This window comes from Ancylothrix sp. D3o (genome assembly GCF_025370775.1).
GTDB lineage: Bacteria > Cyanobacteriota > Cyanobacteriia > Cyanobacteriales > Oscillatoriaceae > Ancylothrix.
Window position 1 is genome coordinate 266,292 of sequence record NZ_JAMXEX010000001.1, and the last position, 15,276, is coordinate 281,567.

The 15,276-nt window shown below is 43.9% G+C and carries 15 protein-coding genes; 9 read left to right on the plus strand and 6 right to left on the minus strand.

From position 1 onward, the window contains the following. Positions 1-13: 13 nt before the first annotated feature. Together NG798_RS01310 and NG798_RS01315 are read right to left on the minus strand one after the other, a co-directional pair. Entirely contained in the window at positions 14-937 is a 924-nt protein-coding gene (locus tag NG798_RS01310) for a phytanoyl-CoA dioxygenase family protein (RefSeq protein WP_261219988.1), read from the minus strand. Positions 938-1,078: 141 nt separating this feature from the next. Then, positions 1,079-1,798, minus strand: a complete 720-nt coding sequence (locus tag NG798_RS01315; RefSeq protein ID WP_261219989.1) for a hypothetical protein — start codon at positions 1,796-1,798, stop codon at positions 1,079-1,081. Between the two features lie 233 nt (positions 1,799-2,031). Here NG798_RS01315 and miaB point away from each other — a divergent pair, with 233 nt between their 5' ends. Continuing rightward, on the plus strand, positions 2,032-3,372 hold the full coding sequence (gene miaB / locus NG798_RS01320) for a tRNA (N6-isopentenyl adenosine(37)-C2)-methylthiotransferase MiaB (RefSeq protein ID WP_261219990.1): 1,341 nt from the start codon (positions 2,032-2,034) through the stop codon (positions 3,370-3,372). 325 nt (positions 3,373-3,697) lie between these two features. Here miaB and NG798_RS27945 read toward each other — a convergent pair whose 3' ends face one another. Beyond that, entirely contained in the window at positions 3,698-3,943 is a 246-nt protein-coding gene (locus NG798_RS27945) for a hypothetical protein (protein WP_317619538.1), read from the minus strand. A gap of 180 nt (positions 3,944-4,123) precedes the next feature. Between NG798_RS27945 and NG798_RS01330 the strand changes: the two genes are divergently transcribed. From NG798_RS01330 to NG798_RS01355, 7 genes are all read left to right on the plus strand, one after another. After that, entirely contained in the window at positions 4,124-5,308 is a 1,185-nt protein-coding gene (locus NG798_RS01330) for a hypothetical protein (RefSeq protein WP_261219991.1), read from the plus strand. Between the two features lie 26 nt (positions 5,309-5,334). Next, positions 5,335-5,868 carry an LPXTG cell wall anchor domain-containing protein gene (locus NG798_RS01335; protein WP_261219992.1) on the plus strand — a complete coding sequence of 178 codons (534 nt, stop codon included), beginning with the start codon at positions 5,335-5,337 and terminating at the stop codon, positions 5,866-5,868. Between the two features lie 15 nt (positions 5,869-5,883). Next, positions 5,884-6,273: a hypothetical protein gene (locus tag NG798_RS01340; protein ID WP_261219993.1), complete on the plus strand. Its 390-nt coding sequence runs from the start codon at positions 5,884-5,886 to the stop codon at positions 6,271-6,273. Between the two features lie 223 nt (positions 6,274-6,496). Continuing rightward, complete coding sequence (locus NG798_RS27950) at positions 6,497-6,853, plus strand: hypothetical protein (protein WP_317619539.1); 357 nt, start codon at positions 6,497-6,499, stop codon at positions 6,851-6,853. A gap of 99 nt (positions 6,854-6,952) precedes the next feature. Then, complete coding sequence (locus NG798_RS27955; RefSeq protein WP_317619540.1) at positions 6,953-7,387, plus strand: DUF4351 domain-containing protein; 435 nt, start codon at positions 6,953-6,955, stop codon at positions 7,385-7,387. Between the two features lie 220 nt (positions 7,388-7,607). Next, the gene (locus tag NG798_RS01350; RefSeq protein WP_261219994.1) at positions 7,608-8,669 is read left to right on the plus strand and encodes a D-alanine--D-alanine ligase family protein; all 1,062 of its coding nucleotides are present in this window, start codon (positions 7,608-7,610) and stop codon (positions 8,667-8,669) included. Between the two features lie 47 nt (positions 8,670-8,716). Then, on the plus strand, positions 8,717-8,953 hold the full coding sequence (locus tag NG798_RS01355) for a hypothetical protein (RefSeq protein WP_261219995.1): 237 nt from the start codon (positions 8,717-8,719) through the stop codon (positions 8,951-8,953). A gap of 40 nt (positions 8,954-8,993) precedes the next feature. On the opposite strand, the gene NG798_RS01360 is transcribed toward NG798_RS01355, so the two are convergent. The 3 genes from NG798_RS01360 to NG798_RS01370 form a co-directional block, all read right to left on the minus strand. Further along, positions 8,994-11,603, minus strand: coding sequence for a CHAT domain-containing protein (locus tag NG798_RS01360; protein WP_261219996.1), 2,610 nt, complete (start codon positions 11,601-11,603; stop codon positions 8,994-8,996). Positions 11,604-12,617: 1,014 nt separating this feature from the next. Then, the gene (locus NG798_RS01365) at positions 12,618-12,851 is read right to left on the minus strand and encodes a hypothetical protein (RefSeq protein ID WP_261219997.1); all 234 of its coding nucleotides are present in this window, start codon (positions 12,849-12,851) and stop codon (positions 12,618-12,620) included. Beyond that, positions 12,848-14,626, minus strand: coding sequence for a S8 family peptidase (locus NG798_RS01370; protein WP_261219998.1), 1,779 nt, complete (start codon positions 14,624-14,626; stop codon positions 12,848-12,850). The genes NG798_RS01365 and NG798_RS01370 overlap by 4 nt, the downstream gene beginning before the upstream one ends. 187 nt (positions 14,627-14,813) lie before the next feature. Between NG798_RS01370 and NG798_RS01375 the strand changes: the two genes are divergently transcribed. Further along, positions 14,814-15,215, plus strand: a complete 402-nt coding sequence (locus NG798_RS01375) for a hypothetical protein (protein ID WP_261219999.1) — start codon at positions 14,814-14,816, stop codon at positions 15,213-15,215. Positions 15,216-15,276 lie beyond the last annotated feature (61 nt).

The following is a 15,276-nucleotide window of genomic DNA, read 5'->3' on the forward strand; positions in this document are numbered from 1 at the left end:
TTTGCCCACCATATCATAAGCCGGTGGGCTTAAAAACATCGCGTTTCCACAACCGGAAATAATGCAAAGTTGTCCTTAAACTATGTTCAATTTGGCTTATTTCCGGCTTAGTTTCTTCTTTTTTTTCTTCAACTGTCGGCTTTTCTTGCACAACCTGCAACACCGGCTTATTCATCCAATAACCGCCATCCCAGCGAACTAACTTAGATTGTAAATTGACACAATCGGTTTTTGTAAAATAATGGTTTACTAAACTTTTGCGAGTTAAATTTAAATCTTTAATCGCACTTCCGCCATGCAAAAGTTGGGCGTGCCAGATAAAAACATCGCCTTTTTTAGGCGTAAAAAATTCCTCCTTTAAATTATTCTTTTTCACTTCCTCAGCCATATATTCTTGCCAAGCAGGGAACTCATTTTCAATTACATGAGGACTACCACTCGAAAAACGATAAATTGGTATTTTATGACTGCCTGGAATATAACATAATGGCCCTGCATTTGGGTGGCAATCTTCCAAAGCTATCCAAGTTGCCACCAAAGCATGATCTGTAAACGGAGTCATGTAAAGCGAATCAACATGAAGAAACTGCTCAGTGCCATAATCTAAACTCAGAGTATTACAAAGCACTGGCACATCTGCTAACAACTCCCCTAAAATATTTCCTAATCGTTCATTTAAACTTAAATCGCGGATTTCTTCATAATTTAGATATAAATCATTTACCTTGCAACGGTGGTTTTTTTCCTCCTCCGACAAATCAATCATATAACACCGGCGGTTAGTTTCCATATCATCAACCACCACATTACTAGGGCATTCTTCCCACAAACGCCGATGGAGTTTTACCACTTTATCTATCTGTTCAGCCGAAAAAAAAGCCGGTAAAATTAAATAACCGTTTTCGTCCCAAAAATGCTTTTGTTCTTGTGTTAACATTGGCAACCTATAACAAACAAAACCCCAATAAAAAATAACCGGCGCAACTTCTCTCGCTTTTCGATTCACTCAACGCAAATCCTTAAAGCCGCAGCGCCAATTTTTGCCGATAATTAACCCTGATGGTAAAAATTTTAAACGTTATTCCAAAGTAAAAGTTTTGGTTTCGGTAACGCTTTTACCGGCTACTTTATCGTGAACAGTCATCGAAATTGTGTACTCTCCTACCGGTAGTTCACTGGTGGTTTTAGAGTCTACAGTACCCACAGGAGACTTAGCAATATTATCCGGTAAATCAATTACTCCTTTTTCCCCTAGCAAACTTTTTTGGGAGCCTAAAACTTTACCCTCAGCGTCTTTAAGTTCAACATCTAAATCAAGTTGATTTTTGCCATTTTCACCCTTTTGAAATTTGCCAACATTCAGCAATACTAAATTCACAGGTTCGCCTTTTTTAAAAATTCCTTCTGCCATTGGTTCAACCTGACCCGTCGCTGTATTTTCTTTGGCAAAAATTGATGTGGCAACTTTTAACTCTGAATCATTTTCGGTTGCAGTAGTTGGGGAAGATTCAGCATTTGGCGATATTTCAACCGTTGGCGATGTTTCAGCCGTTGGCGATGTTTCAGCCGTTGGTGAACTTTCAGCCGTTGGGGAAGTTTCAGCCGTTGGCGATGTTTGTGAAGAAGAAGAAATGGTGGGTACAGTTTCAGGCGTTGGCGAAGAAATTATAGCCGGTGTTGAAGTGGCAGCCGGTGAAGACTTAGCAGAAGACGTTTCATTGCTTCCCCCACAACCCGCCAACAAAAACATCAAACCAGAAACAACAGAAAACCCTATCAGATTTAATCTTTGACTCATTTTTTCCTCAAAATTTAGGCAATAGAAAACGCCCAGCCTGTTAAGAACGTTACAGTATCAGATAACATTAAAAAATGTCAAGAGCCGGATGTTAGCGCTTGCTAGTCTGAAAAAAGCCTTCAGTGCGTCCTCTAGGTAAAAACCCCAATCAAATCTATAATTTTTATATTGGCAGCAAAACCGAATTTTCGGAACCTGCCTAAACTTATAAGCGTGATTTTTCCCTGGTTTCCATGACTGCAACACCCCGCCGGTATCACATTACAACCTTCGGCTGCCAAATGAACAAAGCCGACTCCGAACGCATGGCTGGCATCCTTGAAAATATGGGCTTTGCTTGGTCAGAAGACCCTAACGATGCAGATTTAATTTTGTATAATACCTGCACGATTCGGGACAATGCCGAACAGAGAGTTTATTCGCATTTGGGCCGGCAAGCACACCGCAAACGCTCTAACCCTGACCTGACCTTGGTTATGGCCGGTTGTGTGGCCCAGCAAGAAGGCGAAACCCTATTGCGGCGTGTACCAGAACTAGACCTCGTAATGGGGCCCCAACACGCCAACCGGCTAGGAGACTTACTAGAGCAAGTATTTGCAGGCTCGCAGGTGGTAGCAACCGAGCCGGTGCATATCATGGAAGATATCACCAAACCCCGCCGCGACAGCCGCGTTAGCGCTTGGGTAAACGTTATTTACGGCTGTAATGAACGCTGTACCTATTGCGTTGTCCCCAACGTGCGAGGCGTCGAGCAGTCCCGCACACCGGAAGCTATCCGCGCAGAAATGGAAGAACTTAGCCGGCAGGGTTACAAGGAAGTGACGCTGTTGGGTCAAAATATTGATGCCTACGGACGCGACTTACCGGGGACAACGCCGGAAGGCCGGCACCTCCACACCCTCACTGATTTACTGTATTACGTCCACGATATCCCCGGTATAGAGCGTCTACGTTTTGCCACATCTCACCCTCGTTATTTCACAGAAAGATTGATTAAAGCTTGTGCGGAATTGCCGAAAGTTTGTGAGCATTTCCACATTCCTTTTCAGTCAGGAGATAATGAACTTTTGAAGGCAATGGCGCGGGGTTATACGCAGGAAAAATACCGCCGCATTATTGATACAATTCGCTCTTATATGCCTGATGCTTCGATTACGGCTGATGCGATTGTTGGTTTCCCTGGTGAGACGGAAGAACAGTTTGAAAAAACGCTGAAGTTGATTGAAGATATTGGGTTTGATTTGGTGAATACGGCGGCTTATTCTCCGCGTCCTAGTACACCGGCAGCCCTTTGGGAAAATCAACTTTCTGAGGAGGTAAAAGCTGATCGTTTGCAACGGATAAATCACTTGGTTAATCAAAAGGCTGCTGAACGTTCGCAACGTTATTTTGGTCGTGTTGAAGAGGTGTTAATTGAAGAGCAAAATCCCAAATATCCCGAACAAGTTATGGGAAGAACTCGTGGCAACCGGCTCGCTTTTTGTGCTGGAGATATTAATGAGTTAAAGGGGCAAATTGTGAAGATGAAAATTACGGAGGTGCGTCCGTTTAGTTTGACTGGGGTGCCTGTGTAATTCTTGTAGGTTGGGTTGAGGCACGAAACCCAACATCAGAAACCAATGGGGGCTGGTTTCTACTGACTTTTGAATCCTACCCCCCTTAACCCCCCTACAAATATTCTGGTTAATCCACCGGACGTGATATTACTTGTTTAACTTGCTCCACAGTTAATCCTAGCGCCTCGGCAATTTTATTATCACTCAAGCCAAACTGCCGTAATTTAATAATTGATTCAATCTTATCTGGGGTAATACTAGGCCGGTCGGAGCAAATATTTATGTAACCTACAATATTATTATCACCAAAACTACAATCGGAAATAGTGAAATTTCCTTGACGTTATAAGACTGCTTTAAGATTTTTTTTATCAACCGGCTCATCAAAAACCTCACTTAGCTTTTGTAAAAGTTCATAACCCACATCTTTAACATGGCCGGCGGAAAGACGGTGACTTTCAGCAATTTCTGAATATTCTTGTTGCTTGAGGGTTCCTTCAATAATTCCTCGCTGTAAACTATTTAAATGCTGGCCGGTTTTTTCGTACAGCAAATCGTCCACAAATTTTAATACTTCTGGGATGTCCATTTGGATAAATCTGAGAAATTTGCTGTTATTATACCCGACTTTTTCCGCCTTCATCCGTCTTAATCCGATCTGCTCCTAAAAAATTAAAAAGATCCGTCTTTTTCCGCTTTCCAGTTGATAGTCAAGCGGTCTAGCATAGGGATAGCAAAAGTGAGATAAGCTTGGCAGGAGGATAGAGCTATGAGTGGAGGATTACCCGGTTGGATTGGGGGCTTCTTTTCTGCGATAGTCTCTGAGGTTGGAGAAGTATTTAAAGATGATGCGGGTGGGAGTAATTCTGAGCCGGTGGAGGGTAAAAGTAATAGCAGTAATGACATTAATCCTTTGAATTGGGTTCGTGAAGGTTTATCTGAGATAGGCTCTCACGTTGTTTCTGTGTTTAAAGATGATGCCGGTGGGAGTGATTCGGTGCCGGTGGAGGGTAAAAGCAATAGCAGCGCTCAAGAAAGGGGCAAAGCCAGTTATATACAAGGCGAAGACTTAGAGATATACACAGAACAACAACTCGAAGAGTTTGGGTTAAATGCTAACTGGTATCCCCCAGAAAATAAGCTTCTTTTCGATGAAACATCCGAGAAGTTTGGTAAACTCACCCAAGTAGAAGTCACGATTGAAGATGATAATGGAGAGGAACTCGCCATAATAGAATGCAAAGCTTACGGGCCAAATTCAAGGTTATCAGGACCCAATGCAGTTGATCAAGTAAACCGACTAATTCATGTAGCTGAAGAAAGAGGAATCCCGCTGATTTTTTCTACTTCTGATGGAACGACTGACTGCTTTGGCAAAGATGTAATGGAAGTGCTTAATCAAACTCAGTGTTTTGTAATTTCTGTTGACAATATTTTCTTTGCAGATCCATCGGATGTCAAAGAGACAGGTGTTACCCCAGGACTTCCGCCTGACCTTCAAGATCACTGGGAGGGATTTGGTACTGGGACTCAATCCGAATCCATTGATACTCATAATGATAGCAGCAATGATCGTGACTCAGTTGATAACAATTCCAACTCAGAAAATAGCAACGTATATTACGATTTGTTTGGCAATAGATACGAAGAAACTAGCTCAAGCAATACGTCTGATAACAGCAGCAATGATTCAGAAAATAGTGGTGGCTTTTGGGATTTCTTTGGCGGGAGTAATTCTGGCTCAAGCGATACTTCCGATAACAGTAGCGGTGATTATGGCTCAAGCGATACTTCCGATTACAGCAGCAGTGATTCAGGAGATACCGGCGGCTCTTGGGATTTATTTGGTAGTAGCTATGATTCCAGTCCAAGCGATACTTCCGATTACAGCAGCAGTGACAATGACAGCGATAGTAGCTCTGACAGTAGCTATAGCAGTAGTGACTGGTGGTAAAACCGGCCTTTTCTGGAAATTTAATCATGGCTAATAAACCTATTTGGCAACAAATTGAGGAAGATACAAACTCGTTTGAGCAAGTTTTACTCCTAACATCAAAATTCATCTCAGTTAAGCCGAAATATCTCAGCTATACAAGGGCAATTGAGCAAGCTTATAAAGCTCATAAACCTTTCACATTGAAAGAGTGGCAGACATTGCATGACATCGCAATTGCCCTGTGGTATCAGCAGTATTCTAGCTCCTCACATTCGTTTAAATTCGAGGATTTATCAGCGCAATTTTTGCCAAAATATCAGCAAATTATCAATTTGCTGCTCAAAAAAAGCACCCAGCTAACTCAATTGCAAGATATCTCATTTCTTAGAGAAAACAGCCTCAAGATTTGGCAAGAATTCATGGCAAGGCTTTGTTTCATCAGCTATGAAGAAAAGCAGGCCGGGAAAAAGCCTAAAAAAGTACGATTAGACCCTGATACACAATTCGCTTTTTTCGGTGCTGCTGCGCTAACTATTGCAATAGGAGCAGCCATTTTAGTAGTTAAATTACGTCGTTAAATTTTGGATATTATCATGCAACAACTGCTACAAGTTTTATTCTTTGCCGGCATGATAGGTGATGCCTACACTACTTTTTTTGGCTTGTTGGCGGCCTTGAACGGACAAACAGCAAATTCTTCAGAAGACATTGGAGTTTTAATATTTGTGGGTTTAGCAACTGGAGTTATCACAGGATTTAACATTTTCACGATAGATATTTTTGAAAGGAAAGCAAAAATAATTTGGGGTTTTTGGCTATTAGCCGTTATCGTTGATTTCATCACTTCTTTACTGGGCGGCTTCGGATTTATCAAACCAGAAGCAAATCAAATTATCGCCTATGGCTTAGTTTTCTTGATCACAATTTTTATGTCATCTAGTCCAGGGATGTTGCGTTACATCTTGAAAAATCCTATCTATTAACCAGATAACCGGATATTTTATCTAGCGCTCAGGTTGCCTCCCTCATAAAATGAGCCGGCAACCCGGTTAATTCCTTGATTTGATAAAAGTTTTTAACATATTTACTCAACAAAAAACCAGTGTCTTTTATTGAAATCGAGTTGAAATAAATTTTAAAAATCGTTGCATTATTCAAAATTTTTAAACTAAAATAAAAAAGTCCTGTATAAAAATCTTCTTTCCCTTGGCTTACGATAATACCTGTAAATACATCGCCGAAAAATACCCCCAAGATATAGCTCGCTGGTTGCTATCAGTGGAAACCGGCGATATTCAGGTTCTCAAAACCGAATTAAACCTAGAACCGATTCGTGCAGACTCACTTACATTTCTGCGAGTTCTATCTTCAATTCTACACATAGAATTTCAAACCCTCCCCAGTTCAACGCCGCCGCTGCCATTCAGAATGCTTGATTATTGGGTCAGGCTAAAACGACTATATAATTGTGATGTTGAACAGGTGGTTATTTTTTTAAAAGAAACAACCTCCGAAGTAGCTTTTACAGAAATCTATCGTGAGGGTAGCACAACCCATCAATAGTTCGTCATTCGCCTCTGGGAACAAGACCCGACGCCGTTTTTAGCCAATCCTGCACTACTGCCGTTTGCCAGTTTAGCAAGAGCTAATGATCCTGAAGCATTGCTGTCCCAAGTGGCCCAACAAGTCGCTAGAATTGAGTCAGTCTCCGAACGTCAGAATATAGCAACTTGTACCGGCATTTTGGCCGGTTTGCGGTTTGAAAAAACATTGATTCAACAATTATTCAGGAGTAATATTATGCGCGAGTCTGTTTTCTATCAAAGTATTCTCGAAGAAGGTCTCCAACAAGGTCTCCAACAAGGTCTCCAACGAGGCCGCCAAGAAGGCCGCCAAGAAGGCCGCCAAGAAGGAAAACAACAGGAAGCAGCATCACTTATTATCCGCCTGCTATCCCGCCGGCTTGGTGTTGTAAATGAGCAACTTCAGCAGCAAATTCAGGCATTATCTTTAACCAAATTAGAAGACCTAGCAGAGGCGCTTTTAGACTTTTCCCAATTTTCTGATTTAATTACTTGGTTGCAGCAAAACTCTTAACACCTTTATATCCACATCAGAAACCCGGTTTCTAAATAAATATTGAGTCTATAAACTTCAATTTTTCTTAGAAACCCGGTTTCTCAACATACAGCCTAACCTCCCCCCACCTTTTCCCCGAAAACCACTCTCCCACTCCGTAAACTTCCAACCAAGAGAAAATCACCGGCCCACCGCCGGCTATATTTATTCAGAAGCACAAATGCGGAGTATTCAGACAATGACAAAACTACGGGTAGGATTATTATTTGGCGGAAGATCAGGCGAGCACGAAGTCTCCATTAGCTCCGCAAGAGCCATCGCACGCGCCTTAAGCGCAGACAGCAACAGCGAAAAATACGATATCTTGCCCGTATATATCCAAAAAGACGGCCTCTGGCAAGCCGGCGACACCGCACAACAAGTCTTAACCACCGGCCAACCCCTCTCAACTTCCAGCGATAATGAACCCCTCGCCCGCTGGCAAACCCCCCCAGAAGTCGCCCAAGTAGACGTCTGGTTTCCCATCTTACACGGCCCCAATGGCGAAGACGGCACCGTACAAGGATTACTCAAATTAATGCAAGTTCCCTTCGTCGGGTCAGGCGTCTTAGGTTCCGCCTTGGGAATGGATAAAATTGCAATGAAAATGGCATTTGCAGAAGCTGGTTTACCCCAAGTTAAATACATGGCAATAAACCGCTCACAAATTTGGTCAAACCCCTGCGTATTTCCCAAACTTTGCGACGAAATCGAACAAAAATTAGGCTATCCTTGCTTTGTAAAACCGGCCAACCTTGGCTCCTCCGTCGGCATTTCCAAAGTACGCAACCGCAGCGAATTAGAAACAGCATTAGACAACGCCGCCAGTTATGACCGGCGCATCATCGTTGAAGCCGGAGTCATCGCCAGAGAAGTCGAATGTGCCGTTTTAGGAAACGACAACCCCAAAGCATCTGTAGTAGGAGAAATCACCTTTAATAGCGACTTCTACGACTACGAAACCAAATACACCGCAGGCCAAGCCGACTTATTTATTCCCGCAAAAATCCCCGCTGAAATTAGCCAAAAAGTACAAGAAATGGCAATCCAAGCCTTTTTAGCCATTGATGGAGCCGGTTTAGGAAGAGTAGATTTCTTTTATGTAGAATCAACCGGCGAAGTCTTAATCAACGAAATTAACACCCTCCCCGGCTTCACCGCCACCAGTATGTATCCCCAACTTTGGGCAGCCACCGGCATCCCCTTCTCCCAATTAGTTGAACAACTCATTCAACTAGCAATAGAACGCCACACCAACTAAATAGTAGGGTGGGCTTCGCCCACCTTAAATAAAATGTTCTATTTCCCATGCCGAAATCAAAAAAACGCTCGCCGCGCCTTCCTCCCCTTGTTTTAGTGTGGTTTTTCACCGTTTTAACAATAATAACCCTAACAGCCATAGCAATTTTTGGCTTAATTTTCCCTGGTTCAAATAAGCCCCAGCCCCCCCAAACAGACGGCAGCATTCCAAAAGAAGCAATCATAATTATTATCGTAACTTGTGCCGGCGGCTCCCTAGCAATCTTAAAATGGTTAAGTCAATAGTCCTTAGTCCTTAGTCCTTTGACAAATGACAAATGACAAATTACTCTTTTAACTGTAAAACCCCTTGCCAATCTTTAATCGCTTGATCCGACCACATCCAATTTTTAGCAAGCGCATCCGGTTGAAAACTTACCGCATCTTCACTTAAAACATAATTGCGAAACTTAATCGCCTTACTTAAGCGAACTTCCTTCTGCTCACCGGCCAGACTTCTTGCTTGTTTATAAAACACCAAAGCCGAGCCTGAATAAGCCGTTAAATCCTGACGAATTGTACTATTTTGCTGAGGATTATTTTCAAGCAAATTCAAAACTTGACTCCACATTTGAGCCGCCCGGTCAAAATTTCCCTCCGCATAATAAGCAAACCCCAAAGCATTAAAATATTCAGCAGATTTACCATTATCTTTTACCGCCACCTCCCAAAACCGGCGAGCATCCGATTGACTATAAAGTTGATTTCCCGCCGCCGCAAACTGCCACACCAACCGGCCTTTCAAAAAATTAACTTCCGGCTGATTTTCCTGTGCCTTTGGTATCGCCGCCAACGCCGCCTGCGCCTGCGGCAAAGCTGAACGATTTAAAAGCGCCTCCACCGCCGGAAAACCCTCCTTTAAATTTCCCTGACTAAACCGCTCAATAGCAATAGCAACCACTTGAGAAGTAGGAGTTTTTTGGAAATCAAGAGTATTTAAACTTTGCACCGGCACCTCCGACTCCACCGGCATCGTCACAGCTTGCTTTCCTGAATTCCCCACCACATTTTTTTCTTCAACCCGACTTCGCAAAAACCAAAACCCCAAAATCGGCAACAACCCAACTGCCACAACACCTACCAGCGCCTTCGGTATCCAGGCAGAGCGGTCAACCGGCGGCAACGTTTTCTTAGCATTATTCAGCTTTTCCGGTGCCGGTGCAATTAAACGAGGCGTTTTTGTACGAGAAAGATCCCCAGAATTCGCTTTAACATTACTTTCACTTGATTCTCTCTCTTGTGAATTAGAATCAATCGCCTCAGTTGATTGCTGGTATTTTTGCAGATCATACTCTTCTAATTCTTCATCCGAAAAAATCAAATCAGCTTGCCGCATTTCACTGGCAATTACATTGCTTGCTGGAGGATTACCACCGGCCGGTAAAGGATCAGGAGGCGAAAGCTGACGCAGCAAAGAAGCCACCATTGCTTCTGCCCCATCATCCAAAGGCTCCTCATTAAAATCATCATCCCATGCCTCATTTTCCCCCTCCAAATCCATCAATTCATCATCCTTAAAAAGCCCCAAATCCTCCTTTAACTCGGCATAATCCATTTCATCTAAAATCGAATCTATTTCCTCATCATCTAAATTTTCTAAATCATCAGGCTCCGCCACTTGAGGCGAACGAATTTGAGACAAAATAGGCGAAACCACCTCAGATTGACTTGAAGAAATAGAATTAATATGATAATTAGACCGCAAATAACCATCAAATTTAGGATGCAGATATAAAATAGGCAACGCCCAATAAAGCTGATTAGAACCATAGGCAGAAATAAGCCCCTGTCGAGCCCGACTCAAACTCAAATCCACCGATTGACCCAAATTCAAATTGCGATAAAAAAGCCGCGCCAAAGTCAAAGCAACATCATCGGGGATACATTCTGCCATTGCCAAAACCCCAGGAATTCCTCGATTAACCAAAGCTTCCGCCAAATTCCCAAGGCCGGTATCATCATTACGTCCGCTAATTAACATCCCCGCGCCGCGACAAGAATTAAAAACCGCCAATTGCACCCCATTATTTGCCAGCAAACCAGCCAAATCATAACCCGTCAGCGTTTCCGTCAGGCCGGTTTTGCGATTCACCAAATAAAGCTCGCCCCCCTTTGATCCCAAATTACTATGACCGGCATAATGGAAAACCTGATATTGATTGTGTTCCAGCGCTTGAGTCAAAGTCGCCCGGTCGGGTTGTTCCAAAATCTGAAGCTGCATAGCCGGCCCACCAGACTCAGAACGAGAAAGCAACTCTCTCTGTAAGTGTTCAGCCTCCTGCTTAAGTTGTAAACGATCCTGATCCGTCGGGCCGGCCAACACCATCAAAATCTTTAACGCCGTCGAAGTCGTTTGCTTGTGAGTCCCCTCAACCACCTCACTCATCAGCGCCGTTGTCGGCGGTTGATAGCGCGAAAACAAAACATCCGTCCCCGTAGCAATAGGCCGGTTGCCGTCGTGGAGAACTTCCCAAGGTAAACGCGGCAAAACATCACCTTTCAACGCCAAACGCAGACGTAACTGAGAGCGCCGGTGCTGAGCAATACTTTGGGCTGATATCCAACTATCACGCAGCCTACCTTGAAATAAATGCTGATGAAGCTGCCGGCCCAAAGCAACCAAACTCGCCACCCCAGCTTCAGGCGAAGAACCGACCTCTCCTAGACTCGTTTTCCCATTCCCAGTTTGCGAAGGCCAAGCCATATCACTTTCCTCTAACAAACCCAGCAACGGGTCATTCATAAGCTGACAAGCACGCACAAGCCAGTCATCCACCGGCCACTCTAAAATTTCCTCGGCCAATGGCGCCCCCTGCACCACATCTTCCGTTCTCACAAGATATTCATTACCCCGAACCGGGGTTACTGAAATTTGAAATTCTAGTTCCTGAGTCACAACGTCAGTCCTGCTCTTAGAATTCGATTATGTGCTACAAATACACACTCATATCAATTTGTCTGTATTGTCGCAATTTTTTGGCTGAAGCCACAAGAGGGTTTCCCACCCCCCAGCGCCAGAAAAGCCGGCACCGTAGCTAAAAACTATTGACTCCAGACCTCAATATTTTATTGATTCAAACAATCCGACTACCTATTGATGGGAAAAGTTACCACCTAGCCTAAACTTTTCAGGTACTACTAATAGATAACAGATTTTTCCGGATTGCATCAGCACCCCTAAGAACACTATTAACAGATGCACCCTGATAGATTGCCCTGGCTAACCATTGCTGGGGTTTTTTATTTGGCAATTCTTTTCTTATGGCCTAAAAATGTAGACAAATTCCTAATTTTTCCCAACCCCAACCGGCACCAAATTCAGCTTGTCATACCCCCAAAAATTTCTCCCCACCTTCTCACCAATTTCTTTTTTAAATTTTCCTGACGCACCCCATCAACCGCAGAAACTTGGAATGGTAGATGCACCCTGATTGATGCTCCCGGTCGTTTTAGGCCGGGATTTTTGTTTTTTTTATCACTCTTCCCTTGATCCTAACTAATAAATTTTGATTCAATTTTTAGGCATTCATAAAAAACCTTTTGTTTTCTGCTTTTAACCCTACTTTCCTCTTCTTTTCCCCTAATGAGCATCAAGCCTTAAAGTTTAAAACTTTCTTCAGCTTTTCCGGATTAACTTCACTCATCCTAGGAAAAAGAAATGGTAGATGCACCCTGATTAAGCTCCCCGGTTAAACCAACCGGGGTTTTTTTTGCTTTTTGCTAGTAGATTCACAAACCTCACCCTACCCCCCCTGCCAAATAGGCAAAGGGGATATTAAATTTGTTTTGCCCCTCAGAGAATCTGAATGCAGCCGCATCGCAGGTAGATACTGCTAAAGCGTAACGACATACTGAGGCAAAACAAAAAAGTGAGTATTTAACAAGCACCCGGACGCAGCCCCCGGTGGGATCAATCCGAATTGAGGACGGAAAACTCTTCCACTTCCAGCACCGGCCCAATCATGGCAAAGCTCATCACGTCGTCACGGACTTTCCCTTTAACCTTGACTTCTAGGCCCGACTTGAGCAACTCTGCCGGCGCTCCCTGATGAATTTCGTAGCTTTCACCCTTTTCTGATACCAGTGCCCAAGTTCCAGGGCCGAAGCCTTTCCTTTCTATTTTGCCCTGAATCGTCACACTCATACAACTACCCCCTCAGATTTTGCAGCTAATTTTGCTAAACCAAAACACAGCAGCGCATTTATCACCAAAAATCCCTGGGCGACAAAACCGCCTCCCAACAGCCAAACATTCGGCGAGATAAGCGCCGTCACCGCCAAACAACTCGCCACGCCCAAAGACGTACCAATCGCAAACCACTTTAAAGACTTGTGGCCCAACAGCAACAGCACCAACCCCACAGGAATCAACGCTGAAGCAAAAAGCGGATTCAAAGCGCTACTCCCCTGAACAACATTCCCCAATTCAGGAATCGAGCTACCCATTGCCCGAAAAGGCCATTGGGGAAGATCAAAAATATACAAGCCGCGCAGGAAAAACAAACCTGAACTTCCAGCTACCAAACCGGAAGAAAGCGACCAACTCCAAGCAAACGGGAAATAATTTCGCAAAAACCAAGCCAACATATAAGAACCCAACACCATCGCCAGTTTTGGCAACAGCGCCACCGCGCCGCCATCAATCCAAAAGCGAGGATTCAAATAGCCATTATCCCGCAACCACCGGAAGAAATCGCGGAAGGTAATCTGGCCCTTGGTTGCCAACTGCACCGCCGCTGCTGCGTCCAATTGACCGGCCCCAAAATGATTAAGCGGATCGTCTGCAACCGTCCGCGCTGACTGTTTCAAGATCCGCACAATTTCTTCTGGTTCTTGAACACCGGCAGCTTTAATCAAAGCCGCCACGCCAGCAACGTGAGGCGCCGCCATACTCGTGCCTTGATAAGCGGCAAAAATTGAGTTTCCTTGCTCATCAATGGTATTTTGCAAAATTCCGCCAACTTCACCATTTGTGGTATCGCCACCGGGTGCTGAAATATCCACACCGGCCCCAAAATTAGAATAAAAGGCTTTTTGCCCGGAAGCATCCAGCGCCGCAACTCCCACCACGTTAGGATAACGAGCCGGATAGCCAGCCGAGCTATCAGCACTGTTTCCGGCGGCGGCAATAATCACAACGCCTTTACTGTGAGCGTAATCAATGGCTTCTTGCATGAGTTGGCTTTCACCAGGGCCACCCAAACTCATGTTAATGATATCGGCACCATTATCAGCCGCAAATTTAATCGCTTCCGCAATATCAGCAATGGTGCCACCGCCGGAAGATGCCAAAACTTTCAGCGGCATAATACTGGCTTGATAGGCAATACCGGCCACGCCATACTCGTTATTTGTACTTTGAGCAATGGTGCCGGCAACGTGGGTACCGTGTCCGTTATCGTCGGCAGCCTCGGTTTTATCGTTGACAAAATCGTAGCCTGGGGTGAAGTTTGTATCTTTTAAATCTGCTACGGGTGTGACGCCGGTGTCTATGACAGCCACCGTTACGCCATTGCCTTTGCTTTCTTCCCAAGCTTTCTCAATATTAATGCTGCGAAAATTCCACTGCTGATGATACATGGGATCATTGGGAATTTCCAAAACGCTGTAAATATAATCCGGTTCAATGAATTCTGTTGATTGTCGCAGATCGGATTTTTTCAAAGCTTTAAGAAGTTGCTTATTCCCCTTGACAATATAGACATTATCTGATACTGAAAACTCACTGTTGAGTTGAGGAGTAACGCCGTACTGCTGGGAAAGCTGGCTGAGTTGTGTTTCAATTTGAGAAGCTGGTATATCCTCGCGGAAATCCAGCACAATTTGATTAAAACTGCCTTGATTTGCCAAACCTTTGAAATTGAACAAAGCAACAGCCACCCCAACAATAAATAGGGATAGCAGGAAAAACTTTCGCATAAAACACCTCTAAGGTCGTGCGGGTGTATCTTGAAGATAGCTTAAGGGTATTACATTTGGCCTAAGTCGGGAGCTAATCTTGAAAAAAAGGAATTTTTACTATAAAATTGCATGAATTGCTTTCTGGGAGTTTTTCGAGAAAGCGTTATTTTCTACCAATCCTTAAATCGAAAATCTAAGATATAAAATGGAACGGGGTTTGCTGTGGTTGCCACTCTTGGCGGTTTTTATATGGTTGGCTTGGGCCGGCAGTAACGAATATCAAAAAGTAGAAGCCTATCGTCTGTGGGCCAAACAATTTGAACAAGCCAAATATGATATTTATGCAGTTTTAGGGAAAACCGGCAATCAACTAACCTGGGGAAAACCGACAAAGAAGGGGCCGGTTAATCTGCAAAGTTTTTCCCTTGATGATGTTACAGAAATACGGTTTTTGGTAGATGGAGTTGCGGTGGATGCTAATACACCCCCCACCCAAGGCAAAAAAATTGAACTGGAATTCAGCTTTGGCAAGCTTACTCCCCAGCGAATTCCCTTTACAGAAATTCCCCTCGCCGCCGAGTGGGCAAAATCTTTAAAACAAGGTTGAGAGTAGATTTAGAAACCCGGTCTTTTGAGAAAAACCGAGTTTCTTGATTGTTAGAGAGGCG

Excerpts from the sequence above, each read along its gene's own strand:
- miaB (WP_261219990.1), top strand. The coding sequence starts at position 2,032 with ATGACTGCAACACCCCGCCGGTATCACATTACAACCTTCGGCTGCCAA.
- NG798_RS01375 (WP_261219999.1), top strand. The coding sequence starts at position 14,814 with ATGGAACGGGGTTTGCTGTGGTTGCCACTCTTGGCGGTTTTTATATGG.
- NG798_RS01355 (WP_261219995.1), top strand. The coding sequence starts at position 8,717 with ATGCCGAAATCAAAAAAACGCTCGCCGCGCCTTCCTCCCCTTGTTTTA.
- NG798_RS01340 (WP_261219993.1), top strand. The coding sequence starts at position 5,884 with ATGCAACAACTGCTACAAGTTTTATTCTTTGCCGGCATGATAGGTGAT.
- NG798_RS01350 (WP_261219994.1), top strand. The coding sequence starts at position 7,608 with ATGACAAAACTACGGGTAGGATTATTATTTGGCGGAAGATCAGGCGAG.
- NG798_RS01335 (WP_261219992.1), top strand. The coding sequence starts at position 5,335 with ATGGCTAATAAACCTATTTGGCAACAAATTGAGGAAGATACAAACTCG.
- NG798_RS01310 (WP_261219988.1), bottom strand. The coding sequence starts at position 937 with ATGTTAACACAAGAACAAAAGCATTTTTGGGACGAAAACGGTTATTTA.
- NG798_RS01315 (WP_261219989.1), bottom strand. The coding sequence starts at position 1,798 with ATGAGTCAAAGATTAAATCTGATAGGGTTTTCTGTTGTTTCTGGTTTG.
- NG798_RS01370 (WP_261219998.1), bottom strand. The coding sequence starts at position 14,626 with ATGCGAAAGTTTTTCCTGCTATCCCTATTTATTGTTGGGGTGGCTGTT.
- NG798_RS01330 (WP_261219991.1), top strand. The coding sequence starts at position 4,124 with ATGAGTGGAGGATTACCCGGTTGGATTGGGGGCTTCTTTTCTGCGATA.
- NG798_RS01365 (WP_261219997.1), bottom strand. The coding sequence starts at position 12,851 with ATGAGTGTGACGATTCAGGGCAAAATAGAAAGGAAAGGCTTCGGCCCT.
- NG798_RS27945 (WP_317619538.1), bottom strand. The coding sequence starts at position 3,943 with ATGGACATCCCAGAAGTATTAAAATTTGTGGACGATTTGCTGTACGAA.